Origin of the sequence: Nocardia vermiculata NBRC 100427, assembly GCF_001613265.1 — a bacterium.
Taxonomy (GTDB): Bacteria; Actinomycetota; Actinomycetes; order Mycobacteriales; family Mycobacteriaceae; genus Nocardia; species Nocardia vermiculata.
This window is the reverse complement of sequence record NZ_BDCA01000001.1, coordinates 202,250-227,510: the sequence shown is the minus strand read 5'-3', so window position 1 is coordinate 227,510 and position 25,261 is coordinate 202,250. Positions and strand designations below refer to the sequence as shown.

Sequence of the window (25,261 nt, the reverse complement as noted above, 5' to 3'; positions counted from 1 at the left end):
CGTGCACCTGCCGGACCGGGGTGAGATACGACACGCCGGCGTGGCCCGGTGCGGCGGCGGGCGCCGGATCCGTGACTCCCGGTGTGCGGGACCGCGGCCGCATACCGCCCGGCGCCGCGCTATATGTCGAGGTACCACACCCTTCGGAAGGATCTGGCTGTGACCGAATTGGCCGAGCTGCAGCGGCGGTTGGCAAAGATCGAGGACGAGCGCGCGATCGAGCGGATGATCGCCTCCTACGGCCCGTTGGTCGACTCCGGCAATGTCGACGGCACCGCGCGGATGTGGGCCGAAGACGGCACCTACGACGTCGAGGACTGGCAGATGCGCAGTCGCGCCGACGTCGCCGATATGGTTGCCTCCGAACTGCATCAGGGCCTGATCGGCACCGGTTGCCTGCATTTCCACGGCCCCGCCGTCGCGACCGTCGATGGTGACGAGGCGGTCGCAGTGTGTGAATCGATCCTGGTGGTGCGCCACAAGGAGCGCAATATCGTCGCCCGCACCGGCGCCAACCACTTCCAGCTGCGCCGCATCGACGGTCACTGGCAGATCACCGCCCGCGTCACCCGCACCATCGACGGTGATCCCGAGGCCCGTGCGCTGCTCACCGCCGGTATCGAAGGAAAGTCGCGATGACCGGGCAGCTCGACGGCCGGGTCGCGCTGGTGACCGGCGCCGCCGCGGGAATCGGCGAGGGCATTGCGCGCCATTTCGCCGCGCAGGGCGCCCGCGTGGTACTCACCGACCTCGACGAGGAAGCCGGGCGCACCGTCGCCGGCGAGGTCGGCGGCCTGTTCCTGCGGACCGACGTCGGCAATCGTGACGATGTCGAGAATGCGGTCGCGACAGCGGTTTCCGAGTACGGCTCGATCGACATCCTGGTCAACAACGCGTGGGGCGCGGGCAATATCGGCCGGGTCGAGAACAAGACCGACGAACAGCTCGCGCAGGGTTTCGCGGTCGGCTACTACGGCCCGTTCTGGGCGATGCGCGCCGCCTTCCCGCATATGAAGCAGCGGGGCTGGGGTCGCGTGGTCAACATGTGCAGTCTCAACGGCGTCAATGCCCACGTCGGTTCCCTGGAGTACAACTCCGCCAAGGAAGCGCTGCGTACCCTCACCCGCACCGCGGCCCGTGAATGGGCGCCCACCGGCATCACGGTGAACGCGGTCTGCCCGGGTGCGAAGAGCAAGGCTTTCCGCCGGGTCATGTCCGAACACCCGGAGATCGCGGCGACCGCCGAGGCGGCGAACCCGATGGGCCGCATGGGTGACCCGTACGACGACATCGCTCCGGTGGTGACATTTCTGGCGTCGGAGGGCTCCCGGTATCTGACCGGCAACACTCTGTTCGTCGACGGCGGCAGCCACATCAACGGCGTGGCGTGGACACCGGATCTGGACGCCTGAGACCGGTAGAGCGGTAGTGCGGATGTGATGCGCACCCCGTCATGGTCTGGCCCACACTCGCCACTACCTGCACATTTATCCCCGTAGCATCGATACGGACCACAAACCGTCCGGTATTGATCAGGGAGTGCGCACCAGGTGACCACCAGTCCACGGGACGAGCTGGCGCAGCGCCTGGACGCCCTCTACTCCGCCGCCGGCTCGCCGCCGCTGAAAGCGGTCAGCGCGAGAGCTACCCGGGAGCTACGGGCGCGCAACCCGCGGGGCCGGGAGGTCAGCGCGCAGCGGGTCTCCGACTGGCGGCTCGGACGCAGTGTTCCCGCGAAGTTCGACGGGCTCTCGGCCGTGCTCAGCGTGCTGATTCCCGCCGCCCATCAACGCCGCCCCGAACCGGTGGTGCCGGGGTTGTATTCGATGACCGGCTGGCGCGCATTGTGGTCGCTCGCCCATCAGAAGCGCGCGGACGAGCCCAGCGCGCCCGCGGTCTGCCCGTATCCCGGTCTGACCGCACTCACCATCAACGATGCCGAATACTTCGCCGGGCGCGACACCCAGATAGCTGCGATGCGGGCGCGGTTCGCCGGGGACACCGATCGCCGGGAACCGCTGATTCTGGTCGGTGACTCCGGGGTCGGTAAATCCTCGCTGTTGCAGGCGGGATTCGCGGCGCGGGTGCGTGCGGATTTCGATGTGCTGCTGGTGACTCCGGCGGCGGTGGCCGCCGACGAGCTCGCCGCCTGGGCCACCGAACGCGCCGCGCCGTCGAAGCCCTACATCCTCGCCGTCGATCAGCTCGAGGAATTGTTCCTACCCTCGTTCGACGCGGCCGCCGCAGACCGCTACCTCGAGGTGCTCGGTGAGTTGAGTCGCGGCGGCCGCGCCGAGCCCGGACAGTGTGCGGGAGTGGTGGCGGCGCTGCGTGCCGACTTCTACACCCACGCCGCCCGTCGCCCCGCGCTGGCAACACTGCTGGAAACCAACCAGATGCTGCTCGGCCCGCCCACCGCCGATCAGCTCACCGCCGCCATCGTGGAGCCGGCGAAGCGGGTGGGGCTGCGTATCGGGGACGGCCTGGTCGAGCTGATCCTCACCGATCTGGGTGTCCGGGGTGCCGGCGCGACGATTCCGGCCGGTACCTTCCCGCTGCTCGCACATGCCCTGCGCAGCACCTGGCAGTTCCGCGACGGCGATCTGATGAGCGTGCGCGCCTACGAACAAGCGGGGGGAGTACGTGGCGCGATCGCGAACAGCGCGGAACAGTGCTGGAAGACGTTCGATCCGAGCCGGCGCGAGACCGCCCGTCTGATTCTGTTGCAGCTGGTCACACCGGTCGCCGACGGCAGCGCGGTGGGACTGCACGTCGATCGCGACACGCTGATCCGGCGCTGCCCCGACCGGGACTCGGCCGAACACGTCCTCGAAGCGCTGGCCGAGGCTCGCATCGTCACCCAGGACGTCTACGGCACCTCCCTCGCCCACGATGCCGTGATCGGTGCCTGGCCGCGACTGGCCGAATGGCTGGACGAGGACCGTGAGGACGCGATCGTGCGGCATCGGCTGCAGACCGATGTCGACGAATGGCTGGCCGCCGGCCGCGATCGTGCCCTGCTGTATCGGGGCAGCAAACTGGAACTGGCGAGCGATCTGCGCGCCCGCACGCCCGCGGCGCTCTCCCCGCAGGGTGTCGAATTCCTCGACGCGGCCCGGCACGTGCAGCGGCGCTACACCGTCGCCACCCGGGGGCTGGCGCTGTTTCTGGTGGTGGGGGCGCTGGTGACCACGGTGTTGGCGGTGGTGTCGATGCGGCAGAGTCAACGTGCCGACCGGGAGCGTACCGACGCGGAGTTCGCCGCCGTCATCGCCGCCGCTCAGCACGACCAGTCAGCCGATCCCACAGCCTCCGCACAGCTCGCGCTGGCGGCCGAAACAGCGCGTCCGGACGACCCGCGGGCTCGGGGCCTGCTGCTCGCCTCCCAGTCCGCACCGCTGGCGGCAACCGTTCCCGCGCAGGTCGGCGCGATCTACGGGGTGGCGCGGTCCCGCGACGGTGTGCTCGCCGTCGGCGGTTACGACGACACGGTGCGATTGTGGCGCCGCGACGCGAGTGACGGCCTGGTCGCGCTCGGTGCCGCGTTACCCACCGCGTCGTGGGTGACATCGGTGGCGTTCACCCCTGACGGGCGCACCCTGTTCGCGGCCACCGGCGCCGGCACGGTGCAGCGCTGGGACGTCTCGGATCCGGCGCATCCGGTTCCCGGGGCGGATATCGACCTGGGGCATCGGGGAGCGATCTACTCCGTCGCGGTGCGGCCGGACGGCCGGTGGCTCGCCACGGCGGGCGACGACCACACGGTCCGCCTACACGATCTGACCTCCGGGGCCTCCGGTGCTACCACCACACTCACCGAGCACACCGGTCCGGTCCGCTCGGTCGCCTTCAGTCCGGACGGATCCACCCTGGTCAGCGGTAGTGATGATCGCACCGCGCGGCTGTGGGACGTAACCGATCCGGCGACCGCCCACGCGCTCGGCGCACCGCTGACCGGTCAGTCGCTGGCGGTGCACTCCGTGGCGTTCAGTCCGGACGGCACCATGATCGCCACCGGCAGCGACGACCAGACCTTCCGGCTGTGGTCGATGCGCGACCGGAATGCCGTGGTCGCACTCGGGCCGCCGGTGGAGGCGCGGGCGGCGGCGGTGTGGTCGCTGGCGTTCTCCCCGGACAGCCGTGCCCTGGTTTCCTCGGGCCGGGACGGCACCGCCGCACTGTGGAGCGTGGCCGATCCGGCCCGCCCGGTGCCGGTCGGGATGCCGATGAACGGCAGTAGCGGCGGTCTGGCCGCGGCGTTGTTCCTCGACGACCACCGGGTGCTCACCGGCGGCCAGGGTGGCGATCTGCAGGTGTGGACACTGTCGCCGGCCGTCGTCGCCGGGCACACCGGCCTGGTCCAGGCTCCGAGCTTCGATGCGACGGGGGAGCTGATGGCAACGGGGTCCTGGGACGGCCAGGTGTTGCTGTGGGACAGCTCGGGTCCGCAACCGCGCCTGCTCGCCTCGGTGCTGCCGCTCGCCGACGGTCTGCCGGTGGAGAACGTGGCCCTCGCACCGGACGGGCGTACTCTCGCGGTGACCCGCTCCGACAGCAGTGCGGTGCTGCTGTTCGATACCAGCACGCCCCGCGCGCCGCGGCTGTCGGCGACCGTGCCCGTTCCGCATGCGCGCTATTCGCACGAGGTCGCCTTCTCCCCGGACTCGAAGCAGCTGGCGACCGCCTTCGACAACACCAGCGTGCGGATCTGGGATGTCGCCGATCATGCTCACCCGACGCCGCGGGTCGAGCCGTTGAAGGTACCGCTCGGCTGGATCAACGCGGTGGCATTCGCGCCGGACGGACAACGGTTGTTCGCGGTGACCAGCGAGGGGCGGCTGCACGCCTGGAAGCTGCGCTCCGGTGATTCCGGGTCGTCCGAGTCGACCGTGCTGGCTCGGTACCGCGGTGCGATGAACTCGCTGTCGATCAGCCGGGACGGCTCCCTGATCGCGATCGGCGGCGACGACCGGATCGTCCGGATCCTGCGCCTGACCGGTGATCGCGCCGAGGAGGTGTCGGCGATGAGTGGCCATTCGAGCACGATCCGCTCGGTGAGCCTCGATCCGACGTCTCGGCTGTTGGCCACCGGTGCCGACGATCAGACCGTGCGGCTGTGGGCGCTGGACGATCCGGCGGCGCCGAAGGCGCTGGGCGCATCGATCGTTCCCAGTGGCACGGTGCGGTGGCGGGTGCAGTTCAGCCCCACCGGCATGCTCGCCGCCGGCGGTGAGAACGCGATGCTCAGCCGGCTGTCGACCGATCCGGATCGGGCGGCCGATCGGGTCTGTACCGCGACGCACGGCACCTCGCTCGACCGGGAGTGGGAGCAGTGGAACGACGAGCTGTCCCGCGCTTGCTCGCAATGATCTCGCAGTAACGCACAAAGCCCGCACGGTCGGATGAGGGACGACCGTGCGGGCTTTGTTCAGGACACGTCAGGCGGCGAGTTCGATGCCGAGGTGGAACAGATCTCCACCGAACAGGTAGAGGTTGTTGAACAGCTGGGTGAAGCCCTCGAGCATGGTGATGTTCCTTCTTCGTCGATCTTTCTGGAATGCGTCGTAATTCCGGCGCACCACAAGATTTGCACCAACCGTCCAGTTCGACGTGGGGCTGTTATCTGTTTCCGCAGCTCCGGACGTGGAAACGAGCTGTCCGGTCCGGAGTGAAATGCGTCCGGAATATCGGCCCACCGGCTGTTACCGCAGCTGTAACCTCTCGTTCCCGACCGGATCCGTCCGGTCCGGAAACCTGCTTAGTGGCCTCTGACCTGCAGTGATTCATGCGGACGCCGACCGGGGTGGTGGATCGGTGCCAGTCTTGTGGTGCGCCGGAAAATGCGGCGCCTGCGAATAGATCGAACGAGAAGGACCACCGACAATGCTCGACGGATTCACTCAGCTGTTCAACAACCTCTACCTCTTCGGTGGCGATCTCTTTCATATCGGCATCAGCATCGGCTGACAAGGCCGGAGAGCCGGCCGATACGCCTGAGCCCGCGTGGTCACAGTGCAGTGACCACCGGGCTTTCCCGTATGTGGGGACTTGTCGGCGCGGTTCGCCGGAGGAAATTAGGATCAACGGCCCACGAAGAACGGAGCCCGATGATTTCCGACGACGATATGCGGATGCTCGATCTCGCCACGAATGAATTCGGCCGGGTCCTCGGCGTGCCGGGTGCTCTCGGCCCTCAGCCCAGCCGGTGCGCGGGCTGGAGTACTCGGGCCGTGGCCGATCACGTGCTCGGCGGAGCGATCCGATACACCCACTATTTCACCGGTGGTGATCCGGAAGAGGCCGCCTGGACCCGCACTGCCGACCATATCGGCGACGATGCCGGCGCGGCGCATCGTCGCCTCTCGGACGCGCTGCGCGGTGCGTTCGCGGCCCACCGCGACGACGGCATCGTGCTGCATCATCCGGTCCGGGACGTGGACGCGCCGACTCTGCTGGTGATGCGAGTGCAGGAGTTGGTGCTGCACAGCTGGGATATCGCTTCGGTCGCCGATCCGGCCGTGGAACTCCACCCGGAACTGTGTGAATTCCTGCTCGACCGGGGCGAACCGGTTCGGGTGATGCTCAGGTCGGCGGGTGCGCTGGGTGACGCGGCCGATCCGTCGGGGGACGGACCGACCGCGCGGGTGCTCGCCGAATGGGGCCGCGCGTAGCGGCGCCCGGCACTTACAGCTTCGTCGCGACCTTCCAGGCCGAGTGGATGGCGCCCTCGATGTAGTCGACCGAGCCGGCGTCTCCCACGACGTGCACCTCGGGCACCTCACCCGCCAGCGCGTCGGCCAGGGGCGCCTGCGCCGAGACACCGGAGGCCACGATGACCATGCTCGCCGGCGCGGTCATCGTCTGCTCGTCGATCCGGAACTCGACATGATCGGGGGTGATCCGCTGCACCGTCGCATGCCGGTGGATGGTCACACCGTGCCGCCCGGCGGTGCGGACGGCGGTCCAGCGCCGCGGCAGGGCCATCGGAACACCGAGCTGTTGTCCTTCCTCGAGCAGCGTCACGGTGCGGCCGCGCTCGGCGAGGAACTCCGCCAGTTCCAGGCCGACGAGGGAGCCGCCGACGACCACCACGTTCTTACCCATCGGCAGGAACCGACGGGTGACGGTGCGGATTGCGGCGGGGCTCTTCGTGATACCGGACAGCTTGCCCAGCTTGGCGATGAAACGCAGGAGCGGCGACACCCGGGACACGTCGCCGGCGCCGGTCATCAGGGCGCGCAAGCTGTCGCCGGTGTGCACATGCGGCAGGTCGGCGCCGGGCACGGCGGGCCGATCACGCACGGCGCCGGTGGCCACTACGACCACATCGGGTCGCAATGCTTTGATCGACGCCACGGTAGCCTCGGTAGCGAGCCGGATGTCCACGCCCAGATGCTCGACCTGGACCTTCAGCCAGTTCAGCAGGCGCTGATTGTCCGGGGTGGTGAGACTGGAGAACCACAGCGTGCCGCCGAGCCGATCGGACTTGTCCAGCACCGTGACCCGGTGTCCGCGTTCGCGGGCCACCCGCGCGACCTCGAGTCCGCCCGGACCCGCGCCCACCACGACGATGTGTTTCGAGGTTCTCGTGGGCGTCAGCGGCAGCAGCTTCTCGTTCCCCAGGGCGGGGTTCACCGCGCACAGCGGGGTGTCGTCCCAGAAGTTCTCCTGGACACACACGTAGCAGTTGATGCAGGGACGGACATTCTCCGGCGTACCCGCCTTGAGCTTGTTCACCAGTTCCGGATCGGCGAGCAGTTGGCGTCCCATCGCGGCGAAATCGGCCGCACCGGTCGCGATCGCGTGCTCGCCCACCTCCGGCAGCACCCGCCCGACGGTGATCACCGGGATGGATACGGCCTTCTTCACCTCGGCCGCCAGATCGACGTACGCACCCACCTGGTTGGGCAGCGGGCCGTCGGTGAAATTGGAGAACGGGTTGCGGCCCCAGCCGGTGACATGGATCGCGTCGGCGCCGGCCCGCTCGAACAGCACGGCGGCCCGCCGGGCCTCGTCGGTGGTCAGCGCGTCCTCCTCGCCGAATTCGCGCCCCGCCACGCGAACCAGGACAGCCAGTGAGTCGCCGACCGCCGCCTTGACCGCCTTGATGGTCTCCACGGCCATGCGAGCCCGGTTCTCGAGCGAACCGCCGTAGCCGTCGGTGCGCCGGTTGTCCGCGCGGCTGAGGAACCCGCCCAGGATGTAGCCGTGCGCGCAGTGGATCTCGACCGCGTCGCCGCCGGCGGCCTGGACCCGGCGTGCGGCGTCGGCGAAGCAGCGCACCACCCAGTCGATGTCGTCCTGGGTGGCTTCCCGATACGTCGGCTGCTTGCCCTCGGTGACGGCCGCCATTTTCTGCATCTCGGGCGGTGTGTTGTCGGCGAGGGCGGACAAGTCCGGCTTCTTGTTCGGCACCGAGGGGACCAGTAGCGGTCGCCCCTGCAGGGTATCGATCCGGGCGACCTTGCCGTGATGTGTCATCTGCACGCACAGTTTGGAGCCGGTGGCATGTATGGCATCGGCAAGCGCCTTCAGTCCCGGAATGAACCGGTCCTCGGACAGGCCGGGCTCCTTGGTGCTCGCGCACCCCTCGGGATACGCGACGGCGCTGGCGCCGGTAATGATCAGCCCGGTCCCGCCCGCTGCGCGCGCGACGAAATGCTCGATATCGCCCTGCTCGATTTCGCCGTCGTCGCACAGGTTCATATCCATCGCAGGAAGAACCACGCGATTGGGCACGGTAATCGGGCCGATAGTGCCGGGAGCGAGTAGGTGCGGGAAGGTTTGATTACGGGTCACATGACAACGCTAAACGCCTGGCCAGGCGGTATGTGCACGCTCCCGGTCACCGGAACATTGGGCGGCGTGACGCGCGCGACACTTTACCGAAAGGCTACGGACGGGCCGGTCGGTGTGAAAAGCAATATAAACGCGTCCGCTTAGGGGAACCTAATTTATCCGAGTGTGGTGTTCGCGCCCTTTTCGGGATTCACCATTCACCATTCACCGGGCAGAGTTCTCGCGTACGCCGTTCTCGGGCAGCGCCATTGCACTGCTGAATTCCCTCCGGAGTGCCGGCCGGTCGGGATCTCCTCGATCGGTCGGCCCGGTGTTCGAGGCGGCCGATGGGGTGTCGCCCGGCCGACCCGCTTCGGGTAGGTGTGAGAAACGGCTCGGAATGCGGAACGCGCTCGTTCGGCGGCATCTGCCGGGCGCCGTGTGGATGAAAGCCCTGGTCGAGATATCGCGCGCCCCGGTACCCGCCGCGTGGTCGAGTAAAACATGTGCGTAGCGAATCGGCCTTTCTCAGATCGATCGGTTACCTTCGGCACCCATGACCGACGCATCACCAGGGCCGGCCGGGCATCGCGCGCGGCCGCACGTGCCCACCGTCCCGCCGCCTCGAGCTCCCCGGCGCCGCGGGCTGCAGCGGATCCGGCAGGTGGTCGGTTCGGTCGCGCTCGCGGTGATGACGGCGATGGTGCCACTGGCCTTCGTGCCCGCCATGCCCGCGGCGGCGTCGGCGCCGCAGCCGGGGATCGAGAACGCGGCCGCTCGCGCCGCGGTCGTAGCGCTGGTCGGCGAGCACCCCGATCGGGTGACGCTGCCGGCCGATTTCGGTGCCGAGGCCGGCTACCGCCCGCAGGTCGAGAACGGGCTCATGGTCGACCCCGGGGGGAGTTGCTCGTCACCGGTGGAACTGCCGGCGGAGTTCACCGAGGCATGTAAGGCCCACGACCTGGGGTACGACCTGCTGCGCTATGCGGAGCAGCAGCGCCAGCCACTGCATTCGTGGGCACGTCAGGCCATCGACGCCACCCTGCAGCGGCGGATGCACGCCGCCTGCGATCAGCGAGCCGACACCGCGGCGCGCGCCGGATGCGATGTCGTGGCCACCGTCGCCACCACCGGAGTGGACCTGAATTCGCTGCGCCAGAGCTACGCGACCCCGAACGCCGAATATCTCTTCGGTTCCCAGCTCTCGGGCGAGGATCTTCAGCACCAGCTGCTCCGCTACGCGGGCCCCGCGGCACTGGGAGTGGCCGTCGCCGCATTCGCCGGGACGGTGCTGTGGCGGCGCATGCGGGTGAACCGGGCCGCGGCGGCGGTGGAGGCGGGTGTGACCCGATGACCACCGTGCTCGCCCCGGACGTGGCACCGGAGCCTGTCCTCGAGGCGCCGGCCACCGCAGCCGCACACCGTCCGCTGCTCACCCGCCCGCGCGTCGATACGGTCGTGGCGGTCACGGTCGCGGTCGCGGTGTCGCTGCTTCCCGCCGTGTTGCCCCGCACGTCCGCATCCCAGGCCATTCTCACCGGCGTGCAGGTCGCCCTCGCCATCGGCATCGTCGGGCTCCTGCGCTCGGTGTTGCGGCACTGGAATGTGGATATCGACCGGCGATTCGGCCGGCACCGGGTTCCGGTGCTGCTGATCTGCGGGTTCGCGGTGACGGTGACGGTCGCGCGCGCCGCGGCCTGGCAGAACGGGCTGCACGCCGCGATGGGGATGGCGCCCGCCGGCGCGACCTACTGGCTACGGTGCCTACTCGGCGCGGCGCTCACCGTCGTGTTCCTGGTCGGTATCGGACGCGGAATACGCTGGAGCATAAGAAAACTCGTACATCTCTGAGCTGTGCGCCCGCACTAGCGTGGATCGGTTTCCGCGGTGCCGGCGTTCCGCGCCGCGGCCGCCGCGACCTCGGCGAGCTGCTCCGGCGCCCGGTCGGTTCGCAGGGCGATCCCGCGTTCGCCGGGCTCCAGCGGTTCCAGTGTGCGCAATTGGGAATCGACGAGGGTGGCGGGCATGTAGTGATCGCGCCCGTCCATGCGCTCGATCAGCTCGTCACGGTCGGCCGTCAGGTGCACGAAGAACACCGTGGGCGCCGCCGCGCGCAGGATGTCGCGATAACGCCGCGTGAGGGCCGAGCAGGCGATCACGCCGCCGGTCTGCTCCGACCGCTCCTGCAGCCAGCGCCCGACCGCCGCCAGCCACGGTTCCCGATCGGCGTCGTCGAGCGGTGCACCGGACGACATCTTCGCGATGCTGGCGGCGGAATGGAAGCTGTCCGCATCGGCGAACGGCACCCCGGCCCGTGCGGCGAGCAGGTGGCCGACGGTTGTCTTCCCGGTACCGGAAACGCCCATCACGACAACGCACAGTGCAGACACCAGACCATCCTGCCTCACCGCGGGCGCCCGGTGGCCGAGGCGGGTGGTGCGTGCCCGGTGCGGAGCCGCGGCTGCCGGGACGGCGTCCGGCATCATTACGCCGCGCGCCGACCCGCGGTGGCGAGATAGCATGTGCGGCATGGATGTCGAGCTGGATTCGACGCGGCCGTCGCCGGCGCGGGTATACGACTACTTCCTCGGTGGGAAAGACAACTACGAAGTCGATCGTCAGGCGGCCCAGCAAGTCGAAGCGGCGTTTCCCGGCATCAAGAAGGCGGCACGGGAGAATCGTGATCTGATGGTCCGCGCGACCCGCCTGCTGGCCGCCGAGCACGGCATCCGCCGCTTCCTCGATCTCGGGACCGGGATCCCCACCGAGCCGAACCTCCATCAGATCGCGCAGGGCATCGCCCCCGAGAGCCGGATCGTCTACGTCGACAACGATCCGATGGTGCTGGCCCACGCCCGCGCCTTCGGATACACCGACGGTAACGAGGCCGGTTCGATCGACTTCGTCGAAGCCGACATCTCCGAACTCGCGAAACTGCTGGAGTCGAACGCTTTTCGTTCCCTCGTAGACGAGCCGGTGTCGGTGTCGTGCTACGGACTACTGCATTTCTTCGACGGCGAACTGCCGTACGAGATCGTCGATCGGATCATGGCGGCGGTCCCGCCCGGCAGCTACCTGGCGATCAGCCATGCGACCGGTGATCTCAACGACCAACTCGAGGACGTCGAAAAGGTGTACCGCGATGCGGGCATGAACGCTCGGCTGCGCACGCACGCGGAGATCTCCCGGTTCTTCGACGGCCTCGAATTGCTGGATCCGGGCGTCGTGGTGAGCCGCAAATGGCATGTCGAACAGCCGACGCCGCGCATCGGCGCGCAGCTCGGCGACCAGGACATGGACTCCGACGTCGCCTTCTACTGCGGCGTGGCCCGCAAGCCCTGACCGGACTGCGTCCGAGCTTATGTCCGAAGGCAGCGCTCCCACCCCGTTCCGGGGCGGGAGCGATCCTGTGCCGCGTACTACCAGGTGTTGATCGGTCCGGGAGACCACAGACCACCGTGTGTCTCCTGGGTGACCGCGGGTCGTGCCCGGCCCGCCGTCGGGTCGATCGGTGTGAGTCGCTGCAGTTCGCCCCAGTCCTGCTTCCAGTCGTCGCGCAGGTAGGTGGCCAGGCTGCGCGACCGCAACAACTGCTGGCTCCAGCCCAGGGGCCCGCCGCCGGAGTGGCTCTGCCACATGGTGGTGTCGTTGGCGCCGGCCCGGTTGGGCAGGATGCGCCAGCCCGGCACCTGCGCGATGCCGTCCTTGTGGTCGAAGGGGCGCTGGCACGGGAACTGCAGGCCCACAGCCCAGTCCAGCAGGACCGGCTGGCTCGAACCGATCAGGTCGTTGAGGGTCTGCGTCTGCGGGATGCGTGGGGGAGTCAACGCGACCCAGCGCTGTGGATCCAGATTGTGATCCTTGGCGACGATGCGAATCACGTCGGCGTCGTCGGGAATGCGGTCCAGCGGGATCCGCAGGTTGCGCCACGACGGTGCCGGGCCGATGTCGATCGGCTTCACCCGTCCTCCCGGGCGGGCGGTCGTCGCGGAATCGATGGTGCCGTATTCGATGTCGACCGGCTCACCGCCGACGGTGCCACCGTCGGGTCCGATCGCCTCGATCCGTCCCGCGGCGGCGATCGAGATGATGTCGCTGCGGTCGCGTTGCTCGGGCAGCCGATACCAGCCGGTGATCAGGTCGGCCGGCTGTTGCTGCTCGTAGGTGCCGAGCTCCGGTGTGGTCGCGGCGTCGAGCCCGTAGGGCAGGGGAGAGCCGCCGGTTTGCGTACTGGAGTCCCCGGATTGCCCGCTCTTGCCCGGATCGTCGTGGAAGGCCTTGGAAATACTGCTCTTCTCGTTCTTCTCCTCGGGTGACTGGATGTCGCCGACGCCGTTGGGGACGAATCCTTGCGCGCCGTCGGTGAAGGTCGAGAACCGGTCACCGGTGAGCGGCTTCATCATCGACGCATTGGGGTCGGTTTCGACCAGCACCTTGTCCGCGAGTCCGCACGGATTCCCGGTCAACGCATTGATATTCGAGGATGCCAGCGAGAAGCCCGGGTATTGATTCACCGCCGCCGCGGCGAACGAGACGACCTCGAACACCACCAGGATCGCCGCGGCCGCGGTCAACGGCGGGAACTTCGCCAGGCGCCAGGCGCGCGGGGAAACCCGGTGCGGGGTACCGGGTTTGGGGGCCCGGATATGCCACCAGATCGCCAGCAGCAGGCACAGCGCCGCGATCACCAGGAATATGGTGCTGAATTCGATACCGAGGACGGTGGGCGAGCTGTCGAACCACGGCATACCGAAACTGGAGACGAACCACCACCGGTTGATGCTGGTGAAGATCTGCGCCATGGCCAGCGACACCACCGCGGCGAACAGGGCTCGATTGCGCGGCGAGCGCATCACCCGGGGGCCGACCGCGACCGCGGTCAGCACCGCCACCGCACCGGCCAGCCCCGCATAGACGCCGTTGTGGTGGGTGAATTTGGTCGGCGCGGTCGCCATCAGCACCATCGCCCCGAACGTGATGCCGAGCAGTCGTCGTGCCGGTCCGGCCGCGGTGAACGGAATGCGGCCGCCCTTGCGCAGCAGGACGAAGATGCACACGAGCAGGCCCAGCCACATGGCGACCATGCCGAAGCGCCGCGCGATGGAACCGTCGGCGGAAGGCATGAACAGCCACTGGTAGTTGAGGTAGTCGTTGTACCAGGGGTCCGAGGGGCCGACGATGCTGTGCACCCGCTGCATCTCGAACATCGCCGACAGTGGTTCGACGGCGAAGGCGAAGGCCAGCACCAGAACTCCGGCGGCGAGCAGTGGTGCGAGCAACGCACCGTAGGCCCGGATCCAGGCCCCTCGCGACACCGCCGCGCCGTCCGGAACACCGGTCAGGGCCCGCGCTCGCGGAATGCCGAAGCCGACCACCGACCGCAGCCCGGCCAGCAGCGGTGCCACACAGATCACTCCGGAGGGCGCCGCGGTGAAACTGAAGGCGGCGATCAGGATCGCGATCGCGTAGGGCAGCAGTCGCCGGGTGGCGATGGCGCGTTCCACGAAGCACCAGGTGAGCAGTACACAGACCGCGATGATCGGTTCCGGGCGCAGTCCGTTGTTGTAGGGCAGCCACACGGCCAGGAAGCCGAGCGCGCCCGTCCATACCGCCACCTTGTCGTGGCGTACCGCCACGCCGAGCCGCGGGATCACTTCCCGGCTCAATGCGAGCCAGGTCACCAAGGCCGCGAGCAGGGTCGGCAACCGGATCCACGGACTTGCGACGCTGATCTCGGTCATGTGCGCGATGATGTCGTAGGGCGGTGTGCCGACGGGATTCTCGGGCACGCCGAAGAATCGGAAGTAGTTGGCCATGTAGCCGGACACCAGTGAGGTCCGCGCCATCCCGAATTGATAGCCGTCGTCGGAGGTGGTGGCACCGATGAAGTGCCACACCACCAGGGTCGCCCCGACGACGAGGTCGACCCCGGTGAACGTCCACCACCGTTGCGGTAGCAGGCGGCGCAGCGGCCGTCCGTCGCGCCGGTCCAGGCGGTACAGCGCCACCAGTGCGATCAGGGTGAACACGACGGCCAGCACTTCGGCAGCGCGTTTGAGGATGGTCGGAGTCACCGAGAAGCGACTGTCGACCTGCGCGGTGATGCTCGCACCGGCGGGGTCGGACAGATCGCTGTAGAGCCCGACCACTTGCGGGCGCCAGTCACCCGGCGGCAGTTCGGACGCCGTGACGCCGGACCCGGTCAACTCGACCTCGGTCGACGACATATCGGCATGCACGGTCAGGGTGCTCCCGGCGACCGCGGCGACCGGCACATTCAGCAGCGACTGATTGCGCAACACCACCTCGAGCTGGGCGGGCTTGCCTTCATGCACGGGCTGGACCCGTGCGACGAACCCGTACTTCTCCAGTTTGCCCGCCTCCGCGGGCAGCGTCGACGCCAGCACGCCGCCGTGCGCGCTCAACTCCTCGATCGCCTGCCCCGGAACGGTCACGTCGAAGGTCAGCGGTGCATAGGAGACCAGTGGCGCGTTGATACTGCGGGCCGAATCCTGCTGTGGCCAGGACAACGTGGTGTGGTCCACCTTCACCGGCAGCAGCGGCACCGCGATCGCGCACAGGGCCCCCAGTAGCCCGGCGATGAGGGCTATCGGCTTCGCCCAGCTGCCGCGCCGTCTACCCGGAGCCCCGGGTTTCGAGCCTGCAGCAGGCGCACCGTCCGTCCTCACCATCGTGTCGACCACGGTCGCCGATGCTAACGTGACGTTTCCGTTATCCGCGATTTCGTCCGCCGATCCTCAGCCTGTGCTCAGGGACGCCCACCGGTTGCTGAACCGGCCCCACGGTCGCCGAGCTGCCCTCGAGCGGGCTGGAACCGCTCGCTCCCGGCGCCGTCACTCGGCCCGGTACGCCCGGAGAAATGTGCGCACGCCCGCCGCGATGAGTGGTTCGACTCGGGCGTCGTCGGCTGCGTTCGCCGAGCCGAGTCTGCTCAGCGCGACGCCGAAGGTCAGTGCGAGGAAGTGGTCGGCGGCCAATCGCGCGTCGGTGATCTCGAGCAGTCCTTTCCGGGCGAGCGCGGCGAAGTATTCGCCGAGTATTTCCTCGGGGACATCGGCCAGTGGGTTGCCGGTGCGCAGCTCGTCGGCGGACTCGCTTCGCACGAGTCGCTGCAGGGCACTGTATTCCTCCGAGTCGAGCATGTCGGTGGTGATCCGCAGGGAGAAGGTGATCAGCGCGTCCTCGAGTTCACCGGCGGTGGAGACCTCGCTCGACGTCTCGTCCAGGGTGCGCCGGACCGTGGCGAACAGCGACTCGGCGGTGGCCTCGATGACGGCCCGGCCCAGCGTGTGCTTATCGCCGAAGTAGTCGTAGACGGTCCGTTTGGACACCTGAGCCTGCGCGGCGATCGCGTCGACGCTGGTGCGATCGAAGCCGGCGCCGAGGAACAGCGCGCGCGCCGCGGTGAGGATTGCGGCTCGTTTCGCGGTGGATCCGGCACGCAGCGTCTTCGTCGGCATGGTGCGATCCTAGGCCACACCAGAACTACACTGCACGGTGTAGTGTAGTTCGCAGGCGTCCATCGGATGCCGTCGAGGTTGTTCCCTGTACCGACCGGAAGGTCAATTCATGACGGAAACGTTGCCGTCGCCGGTGCACATCCGGTGGTCGGCGGTCGCCGCGCTCGGAATGCTGGCGCTGTCGGCCGGCGCCTTGCAGTCGGTCGTGGATCCCGCGCTACCGCTGCTCCAGCGCGAGCTCGGAATCGGGCCTGCCGCAGGGGCATTGATCAGCATCATGACCCTGATCACCGGAGCCGTGGTCACGCCCGTGGCGGGCAAACTCGGCGACCGCTACGGCGGTCAGCGAGTGCTGGTGCGGCTGATGGCCGTGGTCGCCGTAGGCGGAGTGGTGTCCGCCCTGGCGCCGAACCTGCCGGTCCTGCTGCTCGGGCAGGTCCTCCAGGGCGCGATGATCGGAGCACTACCGCTGTCGTTCATCCTGGTGCGCACCTACCTTCCGCAGGGCGCGTCCCACGTCGCGATCGGGACGGTCACCGGTCTGTTCGTCGGGGGAGGCATGGCGGGAACGCTGCTGGCCGGGCCGGTCGCGCAGGCGCTGTCCTGGCACTGGATGTTCGCGTTGCCGGCCCTCGTGACGGCGGTGGCGACGCTGCTGGTGTACCGGCTGATGCCGCACGACCCGCCGAGTCCGTCCGGCCCCGGCATCGATTGGGCAGGTATGGCACTGTTCGGCGCCACGCTGATCGTGCTGGTGCTGGGGCTGAAGATTGCGAGCGGTGCGGAGTTGACGCTGCTGACACTCGCCGCTGTCGCACTGGTGGTGGGAGTCCTCGGTGCCGCATGGGTCGCGGTGGAGCGCCGCGCGGCGGCGCCGATGGTCGATCTGCGCGCGCCCGCGATGCGGCGGGTGTGGCGCCCGTGTGTGGTGACCTTCCTGGTCTCCGTCGGGGCCGCCGCGGCGGCCTTCCTGGTCCCGCAACTGCTCGGGATTTCCGCCGGCTCCTACGGATTCGGGGCCGACACCACCGATATCGGAATGTTTCTGCTCCCGGCCGCGATCGCCGGAACGGTCGGTGCGCCCCTCGCGGGAATTGCGACGAGACGTTTCGGCCCCAGGGCCGTCGTGTTCACCGCCACGGCGATCACGGCCTGCGCGCTGCTCACGCTGGGACTCCTGCACGACGCGCTCTGGCATGTCATCGCCGCGCGAGCGCTGATCGCGCTGGCCGCGGAGATCGGCGTCACGGCGTTGCTGGCCGGGACCGCCACCGCGGTCGCTCAGGGGGACACCGGAATCGCCACCAGCCTGCTCATGGTGACTCGCGTGGCCGGCACCGCCATCGGGGTCCAGATCTGTGGCGCCGTCCTGGCGGCCGGGACCCACGCCGGTGCGGACCATCCGGCCGAATCCGCGTTCATCGCCGGTTTCGCCGCGGCGGGCGTCGTTGCCGGGCTGTCGCTGTTTCTCATCCGTCACATGAACACGGAGGTACCCGCATGAACGACACCACGAACCGCACCATCCTGATCTGTGGGGCCGGTATCGCGGGGATGACCTCCGCATACTGGTTGCACCGCAACGGTTTCGAGGTCACCGTCGTGGAGAAGGCGAGCGCCCCACGCGCCGGCGGATATCCGATCGACGTGCGTGGTACCGCGGTGGAAGTAGTGCGGCGGATGGGAATTCTGCCGCAGCTGCGCGAGCGGCACATCGACACCCGGCGAATCACCTTCCTCGACCCCGAGGGCGCCACGGTGGCCGCGCTCGCCCCGCACACCGTCGCCGGTGGGGCGCAACAGGACCTCGAACTCGCCCGAGGCGACTTGAACGGTGTGGTCTACTCGACGATCCGAGACCACACCGAATTCCGGTTCGGCGACTCGATCGCCGTGCTGCACGAGCACGAGCACGGGGTGGACGTCACATTCGAGGGCGGCACCCGGCGCACTTTCGATATCGTGATCGGCGCCGACGGCCTGCACTCGCGTACCCGCCGGTCGGTGTTCGGTCCGGAAGCCCGGTTCCACCACTACCTCGGCTATTGCTTCGCCGGGTTCACCATGCCGAATACGTTCGGACTGCGCGACGAAGTAGCGCTGTGGTCGTCGCCGGGCCGGGGCGCAGCCCTCTACGCGGTCGGAGATCGGCTGCACGCGTTGCTGACCTGCACCCGGGCGGAGCCACCGTTCGACATCGTCCACGACCTCGGTGCGCAACGGGATCTGGTCGCGGCGGTCTTCGCCGACGCCGGATGGCGGGTGCCCGACATGCTCACCGCCATGCGTGCGGCCGACGACCTGTTCTTCGATGTGGTGAGTCAGATCCGCATGCCACGGTGGGCGAGCGGCCGGGTCGTCCTGGTGGGCGACGCGGCCTCCGCACCGTCGTTCCTGACCGGGCAGGGCACCAGCCTGGCGCTGGCCGGCGCGTACCTGCTCGCGGATTCGCTCGCGGCACACCGGGAGCACACCGCCGCATTCGCTGCCTACGAACAGGCCATGCGGGAGTTCGTGACCGCGAACCAGGCACTGGTCGGCGAGGGGAGTGCCGCACTGTTTCCCGCCACCGAGCAGGCCCTCGAACAACGCAACAACCGGCTGCGCCGGCTCACCACCGCACCCGCCGCGACCGAGCAGCCGGCGCACTCGGCGCTGAAACTCCCTGCGCCACATCGTGTGATCGACGCGGCGCGTACCCCGAAGGCGGCCTCGTAACGGCGCACCGGCGGCGGCGGAAGCGGCGGGGCAGGTGGCAGTGTCACGCCGTCGCACGCATGCGGCCGCTAGGGTGTGGTGCGTGAGTCGCGCGAAGATCGTGATCGTCGGCGGTGGTTTCTCCGGCGTCGAGTGTGCCCGCTACCTGGAGCGGCATCTGCGTCCGGAGGAAGCGTTCGTTCAGCTCGTCACCCCGGATGCGGGGCTGCTGTATCTACCGCTGTTGCCGCAGGTCGCCTCGGGTGTGCTCAATCCGCGTTCGATCTCGGTGTCGTTGCGCCGGGTGTTGCGCCGCACCGAGGTGGTGCCGGGCCGCGGGGTCGGGGTACACCCGGAGACTCGGCAGCTCGTGGTGCGCCGACCGGCGGGGGTCGAGACCGCGCTCGAGTTCGATCATCTGATCCTGGTCCCGGGCAGTATCACCAGAGTTCTCGACGTGCCCGGGCTGGAAGAGCACGGATTCGGGATGAAGACTCTTCCGGAGGCCATGTACCTGCGAGATCACGTGTTGCGGCAGTTGGATGTGGCAGCGGTGCGCGGCGACGAGGACGAGGACCGGGAACGGCTCAATTTCGTCACCATCGGCGCGGGGTACGCCGGGGTGGAGACCACTGCGGTCCTGAACAAGCTCACCAGGGCGGCCGCCCGGCGCTACTTCCCCCGGGCGGAGTCGGAAATGGTGCGCTGGCATCTGGTCACCCGCAGTGACCGGATGATGCCCGAACTCGGACATCAGCTCGGTGAGGAAACCAAACGGATCCTGGCCGAACGCGGGATCGAGCTGATCCAGGGCGCGTCGGCGAAAGAGATCACCGCGCACGGCGTCCAGCTCACCAACGGCCGCTTCATCCCGTCCCGGACCGTACTGTGGACCACCGGCGCGGTGCCGAGCCCGCTGGCGAGCCACCTGGGGGCGGCGACCGAGAAGGGGCGCATCGTCACCGCGGCCGATCTCACGGTTCCCGGGCTGCCCGGGGTGTGGGCCTGTGGCGACGCGGCGGCGGTACCGGACCTGACCGAGGAGCCCGGTGCGGTCTGCGCACCCACCGCCCAGCACGCCATGCGCCAGGGGCGACATCTGGGAAAGAATCTGGTCGCGACGCTGCGCGGGGCCAGGCCCGGACCGTATCGGCATCCCGATCTCGGCCTGGTCGTCGATCTCGGCGGCAAGGATGCGGTGGCACGTCCACTGAAGGTCGGACTGCACGGCGCGCCTGCGCAATTCGTGACTCGCGGCTACCACCTGATGGCGTTGCGCACCCTCGTCGCGCGGGCCCGGGTCGCCTTCGACTGGACCGCACACGGACTGGGCGGCGACGACTTCCTACGTATCGGCGACGGTGACTTCGGCCCGCGCACCATCGAGGAATTCGAACACACCGACCACTACCTTTCGGCGGAGGATGTGCCGAAGGTGCTGCAAACGCTCGCCGAACAGGGGTCGGGCGGTCAGTAGTTCCCGCCGGGCGGGTACTCGGAGAAGAACTGCTGGAGCAACGGGGTGGCAGCCTCGAGTCCCCACCGCGCCACACCGAGCATGGCATTGCCCAGGTTGATGACCACGTAACCGATGAGGTCGCGATTCTGCTCGGCGAGGCCCTGAAGTGGCTCGATGATATTTGTGAACATGATCGGTCCTTCGCATCCGGGGTGGATGGATACGTTCAAGACTGCCACAGCGGTCAACTGGTGGCTATGGTCGGCTAACCCCAGGGTTGCGGCGGTGCCGACGGGGAGGTCCGCGCAGTCCGTGCGGCCGGGGCGTGGTGCCGGCCCGCTCACGGTGGTCCGTCGTCCGGACAATATGCGGACAACGCAATGTCCGCCAAATAGGAAGCAGCCCAACTCATCTGTCGAAACGTAGAGTGGGGCGTCCTCGCAATTGTCCGCTATGTCGTTGGCGGGCAACGAGTTCGATGTCGGTGCGGTACTGTCCTCCCGGTGCCGCGTCGGAGGGGGCGCTGCTGTTGAAAACGTTGTCCGGCAACGTTATCGAGATCCGATCGACCTCGGCCAAGGCCGTCCGGGGTGATCGGCGCTGCATTCGTGCTATTCCACACCTGGAGTAACTGATGAATACCTCGCAGTTCCCGACCCGTTCGCGGACGTGCCCGGTGACCCACGGTTCACCGACCAGGTCCGACGGCCCACGGGTGGCCATGTTCACCTCGGACTTCTCCGACGATCCGCACCGGGTCTACCGCGATATGCGGAACAGGTTCGGCGCCCTCGCCCCGGTCGAACTGGCACCGAATGTGCCCGCCACCTTGGTAATCGGATATCGCACCGCGGTGCGCATTCTCAACGATCCCGAACATTTCCCGGCGGACCCGCGCGCCTGGCAGCAGACGGTGCCGGCCGACTGTCCGATCCTGCCGCTGCTGGAATGGCGTCCGATGGCCAGTAGAAGCTCCGGAACCGATTTTCACAGATATCGGCAAGCGATTATGGCGGCCATCGACGGGGTGGATCTCTATGCCCTGCGCGGGGCCGTCGAAAAGGCCACGCTGCCGTTGATCAACAGTTTCTGCCAGGACGGCCAGGCGGAACTGATCAGCCAGTACGTCTATCCACTGGTCTTCGACGTCGTCAATTTCATGCTCGGCTGCCCGCCGGAAATCGGCAGCCAGGTCGCCGCCGGTACCGCCGCCCTGTTGGAAGGTGTCGATGCCGAGGCCGGCAACCGGATGCTCGGTGAGGCGTTGATGAATCTGGTGACGCTCAAACGGAGCAAACCCGGCAACGACATCACCTCGATCCTGCAGCGGCATCCCTCCGGCCTCAACGACACCGAGGTCTCGCACCACATCTCGCAGGTCTACGGCACCGGAATCGAATTCCAGCTGAACCTGATCGCCAACGCGTTGTTGCTGGTGTTCACCGACGACCGGTTCGGCGGCAGTGTGCTCGGCGGCAATCTGTCCTCGCGTGACGCGGTGGACGAGGTGCTCTTCAACGACCCGCCGCTGGCCAACCTGCTGATCACCTATCCGCGCCAGCCGATCCTGATCGACGATGTCTGGCTCCCCGCGAATCAGCCCGTGGTGATCAGCATGGCCGCGTGCAACAACGATCCCAAGATCCGTGCCGACGATATGACCGGGAACCGGTCCCACCTGGCCTTCGGTATCGGCCCGCACGCCTGCCCGGCGCAATCGCTGGCCTATCTGATCGCCCAGGAAGCCATCGATCAACTCCTGGACGCACTGCCCGAAATCCGGCTCGTGTCCACCGAGGGGGCCACCGGTTGGCGCCCCGGCCCGTTCCACCGCGCACTGACCGGACTGCCGGTCACCTTTCCGCGGACCGAACCGCTGAACTTCGACAACGAGCCCGCGAAAGTCCTCTGACGGCGTGGCTCAGTCCGGCCAGACCGGGCTGCGCTTGTGCAGGAACGCATCCATGCCTTCCCGGGCCCCGGCGAGCTGGGAGGCGGCCGCCATCACCTCCACCGCCAGCGTGTAGGCATCGGCCTCGGGCCGGTCGAGCTGGGCGTAGAGGGTGCGTTTGCCGAGTGCCTTACTGGCCCGGCTGCCCCGGGTGGCGCGGGCCAGCAGGTCCTCGACCGCCGTGTCGAGGTCCGCATCGGGGACGGCGCGGTTGATCAACCCCCAGTCGACGGCGGTCGCCGCGTCGACCGGGTCACCGGTGAGCGCCAACTCCATCAACCGCTTACGTCCCACGGCCCGCGCCACCGGCACCGCCGGAGTGTGACAGAACCAGCCACCCTTACCGCCCGGCAACGCGAACCCCGCCGACTCCGCGGCCACCGCGAGATCGCACGACGCCACCAACTGGCACCCCGCCGCAGTCGCCAGCCCGTGCACCCGCGCCACCACCACCTGAGGCACCGCCTCGATGGTCCGCATCACCTCGGTACACAACACCAGCAACTCCCGCACCCCCACCAGATCCCGCGCCGCCACATCCGCGAAATCATGCCCCGCCGAGAAGACCGAACCGTTCCCGGCGAGCACGATCCCGGTGGCATCGCTCGCCCCAGCCGCCCGAAACGCCGCCAGCAACTCCTCCAGATGCCCGGCCGACAACGCGTTGCGCCGGTCGGGACGATTCATGGTGATACGCACGGTGTCATCGGTGCGGTCCACAAGCAGATGCTGATATTCGGTAGCCATACGTTCACGGTAGATGCGGGTACCCGGGCCGTATACCGCCTCGCCCCAGCTCGGCCCCTCGCTCAGCCATAATTCTTCACCGTCGCCAGGAGCCGGTCCGCATGCTGGTAAAGATCCACCACACCGGCAATATCGTGACGCTCCCCGTCCTTACCGTTCTCGAAGGTGGTGATGAACTTGACGCTCTTGCCGTTGAGGTGCAGCCGCACGATGGGCTTGCGGTTGTTGTCGTCGAGCAGCACGGCGAAGTAGGCCTTGCCATCGCGGTAGCAGACGCGAACCGGATCGATTTCCTTTGCGAGTATCGCGCGGATGATATTGAATCCGTCCAGCTCTTCCTCCGTGGTGACGACTCCGTCGTCGGCTACCGGCGCTGTCGGTTCGGCAGCCGGCCGGACCTCGGCCGGGGCTGTTTCGGAAGGAGCAGCGGTGACCGTGCCGGCGTTGTCACCCAGCGCGTTGTTCAGCCGGTCGTTCACCTGGTCGGCGACGAACTGTGCGGCTGCCTTGGTGACCAATGGGCGGAACTGATCGACGATGCGCTGAGTCGCCTTACCGTCGTAGACCCGGGTGATGAAAAACCGAATCCAGTCGTCGGAAGGGGTCTTCACCTCGTGGCTCAGGAGCCGTTTGATCTGCCCTATGTATTTGAGCTCCTCGGCGGCGCTGACGATCGAGTCCAGATCGAACGACTCTTTCGACAGTTTTGCGACCTCGGGAACCAGGATCTTGTCCATATCAAGAATGTCGAACACTAGAAACGGCTTCGAATCCATGACGTTCGGTCGGTCGCCGTCCGTATAGACCTGATACTCGCGGCCGTTGGTGAGGATTGCGATCCGAGCGGAAGTGACCGAAAAGTACCGGAACAGTTGCGAAGCGTGGTTGATGTTCAGTGGCTCCGCGATCTTCTTACACTCGATCAGGATCTGGATGGCGCCGTCCCGCAGGATGGCGTAATCGATCTTCTCGCCCTTCTTTGTTCCTACATCGGAGACGAATTCGGGAACGACCTCGGCGGGATCGAAGACGTCGTAACCGAGCACTTGCGCGATGAACGGCATTACCAGCGCGTTCTTTGTAGCCTCCTCGGTCAGTATTGCGCTCTGGGTCGACCGCAGTTTGGCGGCGATGGAATTGATTCGATCCAGGGTGTTGGACATGGGTGTTCTTTTCTGTGATTTCGCCCGAACTGCGGAGTTCGCGCGAGCCTATGTGGTTGAAATCTGCTTCGGCAGTGAGGTTTCAGTCGATCCTCTTGCCGGTGGCAGCGAGTAATTCGGCGATCTCGTCCCTGGTCGAGGCAAGGATCGGCCACTGAATCCTTTTACCTCACCGCCACTCGCACACCGCCGGAGAACATGGAATCGTGGAATTCGATGGCCGTAGGTACGGTTCCGGGGGAGACGTCGAACGCAATGGCGACCGTTATCTTGTTGCCGGGGTTGATATCCGTGCCGAGGACTGCTCCATCGTTGATATTGAACTCGGCTGAACTGTCGTTGGTGTACTCGCGGCCTTGGTCGTCGATGAGCACTTGGTTATCACCGAAGTAGCTCCTCGGTCGGTCGCCGACATTGCTGATGTCGACGTGAATTACGAGGTATTCGCCTTGAGCGGTGTCACTGAGGAAGACGTTGTCGCCGAGAGTCTTGACAGGTGGGTCGATTCCGGTGACGACGAACGCGAACTTGCCGTCGCGCACTTCCGAGCCTGCCGGCGCCACATTCGGGCCGGGTGGGGGCTGCGGCGCAGCTGGTTTGTTCGCAATGGCGGCTGCCGGTGCTTTCGTGGTCTTCTCGGTGGTGGAGTCGGACGAATTGGCTGCGATGCCAACAATTCCGAAGCATCCGCCGCACAAAAGGACCAGACCGCCGATCAGGATCCATGGCCAGATCACCGGCTTGCGTGGTGGCGGTGGTGGGTACGGCGGCAACGAATAGGGCGGCGGCCCATACGATGGTCCGTAGGGCTGGTTGTACGGGGGTGGAGGTGGTGGCGTTGTCATCGGATTCTTTCGGGGATGCGAGCCGGCCGCCCGAGAGCGACCGACCCGACCGGCTACTACTGACCGGCGTCCCCGGCGCAACTGGTGGACGCATATGGACCGCTCGACGCCTGTTCGGAGTGGTCATGGTTCCTCATCTC

20 protein-coding genes are annotated in these 25,261 nt (G+C 67.6%); 11 read left to right on the top strand and 9 right to left on the bottom strand.

What is annotated here, in order from left to right; genetic code table 11:
* Nucleotides 1-123: 123 nt before the first annotated feature.
* From NV2_RS01045 to NV2_RS01035, 3 genes are all read left to right on the top strand, one after another.
* The gene (locus tag NV2_RS01045) at nucleotides 124-639 is read left to right on the top strand and encodes a nuclear transport factor 2 family protein (protein ID WP_210748921.1); all 516 of its coding nucleotides are present in this window, start codon (nucleotides 124-126) and stop codon (nucleotides 637-639) included.
* Nucleotides 636-1,412 carry an SDR family NAD(P)-dependent oxidoreductase gene (locus NV2_RS01040; RefSeq protein WP_067867817.1) on the top strand — a complete coding sequence of 259 codons (777 nt, stop codon included), beginning with the start codon at nucleotides 636-638 and terminating at the stop codon, nucleotides 1,410-1,412. Before NV2_RS01045 ends, NV2_RS01040 begins: the two co-directional genes overlap by 4 nt.
* A 138-nt stretch (nucleotides 1,413-1,550) precedes the next feature.
* Nucleotides 1,551-5,369, top strand: coding sequence for an NACHT and WD repeat domain-containing protein (locus tag NV2_RS01035; RefSeq protein WP_067867815.1), 3,819 nt, complete (start codon nucleotides 1,551-1,553; stop codon nucleotides 5,367-5,369).
* 69 nt (nucleotides 5,370-5,438) lie between these two features.
* Here the strand turns inward: NV2_RS01035 and NV2_RS31260 are convergent, their stop codons facing one another.
* Nucleotides 5,439-5,582 carry a hypothetical protein gene (locus NV2_RS31260; protein WP_157102693.1) on the bottom strand — a complete coding sequence of 48 codons (144 nt, stop codon included), beginning with the start codon at nucleotides 5,580-5,582 and terminating at the stop codon, nucleotides 5,439-5,441.
* Between the two features lie 525 nt (nucleotides 5,583-6,107).
* Here NV2_RS31260 and NV2_RS01030 point away from each other — a divergent pair.
* A complete protein-coding gene (locus NV2_RS01030; protein WP_067867812.1) occupies nucleotides 6,108-6,671 on the top strand; it encodes a maleylpyruvate isomerase N-terminal domain-containing protein in 564 nt (187 codons plus the stop codon).
* A gap of 13 nt (nucleotides 6,672-6,684) precedes the next feature.
* On the opposite strand, the gene NV2_RS01025 is transcribed toward NV2_RS01030, so the two are convergent.
* Nucleotides 6,685-8,799, bottom strand: coding sequence for an oxidoreductase (locus NV2_RS01025; protein WP_067867809.1), 2,115 nt, complete (start codon nucleotides 8,797-8,799; stop codon nucleotides 6,685-6,687).
* Nucleotides 8,800-9,334: 535 nt separating this feature from the next.
* Between NV2_RS01025 and NV2_RS31660 the strand changes: the two genes are divergently transcribed.
* Nucleotides 9,335-10,132 (top strand): hypothetical protein, encoded by a 798-nt coding sequence (locus NV2_RS31660; RefSeq protein ID WP_067867806.1) that lies wholly within the window; start codon nucleotides 9,335-9,337, stop codon nucleotides 10,130-10,132.
* Complete coding sequence (locus NV2_RS01015; RefSeq protein ID WP_067867803.1) at nucleotides 10,129-10,629, top strand: alpha/beta-hydrolase N-terminal domain-containing protein; 501 nt, start codon at nucleotides 10,129-10,131, stop codon at nucleotides 10,627-10,629. The genes NV2_RS31660 and NV2_RS01015 overlap by 4 nt, the downstream gene beginning before the upstream one ends.
* 14 nt (nucleotides 10,630-10,643) lie before the next feature.
* Here the strand turns inward: NV2_RS01015 and NV2_RS01010 are convergent, their stop codons facing one another.
* On the bottom strand, nucleotides 10,644-11,171 hold the full coding sequence (locus tag NV2_RS01010; protein ID WP_210749001.1) for a gluconokinase: 528 nt from the start codon (nucleotides 11,169-11,171) through the stop codon (nucleotides 10,644-10,646).
* A 136-nt stretch (nucleotides 11,172-11,307) separates the two neighbouring features.
* Here NV2_RS01010 and NV2_RS01005 point away from each other — a divergent pair, with 136 nt between their 5' ends.
* On the top strand, nucleotides 11,308-12,120 hold the full coding sequence (locus tag NV2_RS01005) for an SAM-dependent methyltransferase (RefSeq protein WP_067867800.1): 813 nt from the start codon (nucleotides 11,308-11,310) through the stop codon (nucleotides 12,118-12,120).
* 77 nt (nucleotides 12,121-12,197) lie between these two features.
* Here the strand turns inward: NV2_RS01005 and NV2_RS01000 are convergent, their stop codons facing one another.
* A complete protein-coding gene (locus tag NV2_RS01000) occupies nucleotides 12,198-15,470 on the bottom strand; it encodes an arabinosyltransferase domain-containing protein (RefSeq protein ID WP_157102692.1) in 3,273 nt (1,090 codons plus the stop codon).
* A gap of 162 nt (nucleotides 15,471-15,632) precedes the next feature.
* A complete protein-coding gene (locus NV2_RS00995; protein ID WP_067867794.1) occupies nucleotides 15,633-16,259 on the bottom strand; it encodes a TetR/AcrR family transcriptional regulator in 627 nt (208 codons plus the stop codon).
* Nucleotides 16,260-16,368: 109 nt separating this feature from the next.
* Here NV2_RS00995 and NV2_RS00990 point away from each other — a divergent pair, with 109 nt between their 5' ends.
* The 3 genes from NV2_RS00990 to NV2_RS00980 all read left to right on the top strand — a co-directional run bounded on the left by NV2_RS00990 (nucleotide 16,369) and on the right by NV2_RS00980 (nucleotide 20,433).
* Nucleotides 16,369-17,763: an MFS transporter gene (locus NV2_RS00990; protein ID WP_067867790.1), complete on the top strand. Its 1,395-nt coding sequence runs from the start codon at nucleotides 16,369-16,371 to the stop codon at nucleotides 17,761-17,763.
* Nucleotides 17,760-18,977 (top strand): FAD-dependent oxidoreductase, encoded by a 1,218-nt coding sequence (locus NV2_RS00985; protein ID WP_067867787.1) that lies wholly within the window; start codon nucleotides 17,760-17,762, stop codon nucleotides 18,975-18,977. Before NV2_RS00990 ends, NV2_RS00985 begins: the two co-directional genes overlap by 4 nt.
* Nucleotides 18,978-19,059: 82 nt before the next feature.
* A complete protein-coding gene (locus NV2_RS00980; protein WP_067867784.1) occupies nucleotides 19,060-20,433 on the top strand; it encodes an NAD(P)/FAD-dependent oxidoreductase in 1,374 nt (457 codons plus the stop codon).
* Here the strand turns inward: NV2_RS00980 and NV2_RS00975 are convergent.
* On the bottom strand, nucleotides 20,427-20,606 hold the full coding sequence (locus NV2_RS00975) for a hypothetical protein (RefSeq protein WP_067867781.1): 180 nt from the start codon (nucleotides 20,604-20,606) through the stop codon (nucleotides 20,427-20,429). The genes NV2_RS00980 and NV2_RS00975 overlap by 7 nt on opposite strands.
* 443 nt (nucleotides 20,607-21,049) lie before the next feature.
* Here NV2_RS00975 and NV2_RS00970 point away from each other — a divergent pair, with 443 nt between their 5' ends.
* Nucleotides 21,050-22,327 (top strand): cytochrome P450 family protein, encoded by a 1,278-nt coding sequence (locus tag NV2_RS00970; protein ID WP_067867778.1) that lies wholly within the window; start codon nucleotides 21,050-21,052, stop codon nucleotides 22,325-22,327.
* Nucleotides 22,328-22,336: 9 nt separating this feature from the next.
* On the opposite strand, the gene NV2_RS00965 is transcribed toward NV2_RS00970, so the two are convergent.
* From NV2_RS00965 to NV2_RS00955, 3 genes are all read right to left on the bottom strand, one after another.
* Nucleotides 22,337-23,113 carry an enoyl-CoA hydratase-related protein gene (locus NV2_RS00965; RefSeq protein WP_067867775.1) on the bottom strand — a complete coding sequence of 259 codons (777 nt, stop codon included), beginning with the start codon at nucleotides 23,111-23,113 and terminating at the stop codon, nucleotides 22,337-22,339.
* Nucleotides 23,114-23,175: 62 nt separating this feature from the next.
* Complete coding sequence (locus NV2_RS00960) at nucleotides 23,176-24,276, bottom strand: type I restriction endonuclease (RefSeq protein WP_067867772.1); 1,101 nt, start codon at nucleotides 24,274-24,276, stop codon at nucleotides 23,176-23,178.
* A 164-nt stretch (nucleotides 24,277-24,440) separates the two neighbouring features.
* Nucleotides 24,441-25,013: a DUF4352 domain-containing protein gene (locus tag NV2_RS00955; protein ID WP_245662379.1), complete on the bottom strand. Its 573-nt coding sequence runs from the start codon at nucleotides 25,011-25,013 to the stop codon at nucleotides 24,441-24,443.
* Nucleotides 25,014-25,261 lie beyond the last annotated feature (248 nt).

Excerpts from the sequence above, each read along its gene's own strand:
- NV2_RS01000 (WP_157102692.1), bottom strand. The coding sequence starts at position 15,470 with ATGGTGAGGACGGACGGTGCGCCTGCTGCAGGCTCGAAACCCGGGGCT.
- NV2_RS00965 (WP_067867775.1), bottom strand. The coding sequence starts at position 23,113 with ATGGCTACCGAATATCAGCATCTGCTTGTGGACCGCACCGATGACACC.
- NV2_RS01030 (WP_067867812.1), top strand. The coding sequence starts at position 6,108 with ATGATTTCCGACGACGATATGCGGATGCTCGATCTCGCCACGAATGAA.
- NV2_RS01040 (WP_067867817.1), top strand. The coding sequence starts at position 636 with ATGACCGGGCAGCTCGACGGCCGGGTCGCGCTGGTGACCGGCGCCGCC.
- NV2_RS00960 (WP_067867772.1), bottom strand. The coding sequence starts at position 24,276 with ATGTCCAACACCCTGGATCGAATCAATTCCATCGCCGCCAAACTGCGG.
- NV2_RS00990 (WP_067867790.1), top strand. The coding sequence starts at position 16,369 with ATGACGGAAACGTTGCCGTCGCCGGTGCACATCCGGTGGTCGGCGGTC.
- NV2_RS01045 (WP_210748921.1), top strand. The coding sequence starts at position 124 with ATGTCGAGGTACCACACCCTTCGGAAGGATCTGGCTGTGACCGAATTG.
- NV2_RS00995 (WP_067867794.1), bottom strand. The coding sequence starts at position 16,259 with ATGCCGACGAAGACGCTGCGTGCCGGATCCACCGCGAAACGAGCCGCA.
- NV2_RS00985 (WP_067867787.1), top strand. The coding sequence starts at position 17,760 with ATGAACGACACCACGAACCGCACCATCCTGATCTGTGGGGCCGGTATC.
- NV2_RS01005 (WP_067867800.1), top strand. The coding sequence starts at position 11,308 with ATGGATGTCGAGCTGGATTCGACGCGGCCGTCGCCGGCGCGGGTATAC.
- NV2_RS01015 (WP_067867803.1), top strand. The coding sequence starts at position 10,129 with ATGACCACCGTGCTCGCCCCGGACGTGGCACCGGAGCCTGTCCTCGAG.
- NV2_RS00970 (WP_067867778.1), top strand. The coding sequence starts at position 21,050 with ATGAATACCTCGCAGTTCCCGACCCGTTCGCGGACGTGCCCGGTGACC.
- NV2_RS00975 (WP_067867781.1), bottom strand. The coding sequence starts at position 20,606 with ATGTTCACAAATATCATCGAGCCACTTCAGGGCCTCGCCGAGCAGAAT.
- NV2_RS31660 (WP_067867806.1), top strand. The coding sequence starts at position 9,335 with ATGACCGACGCATCACCAGGGCCGGCCGGGCATCGCGCGCGGCCGCAC.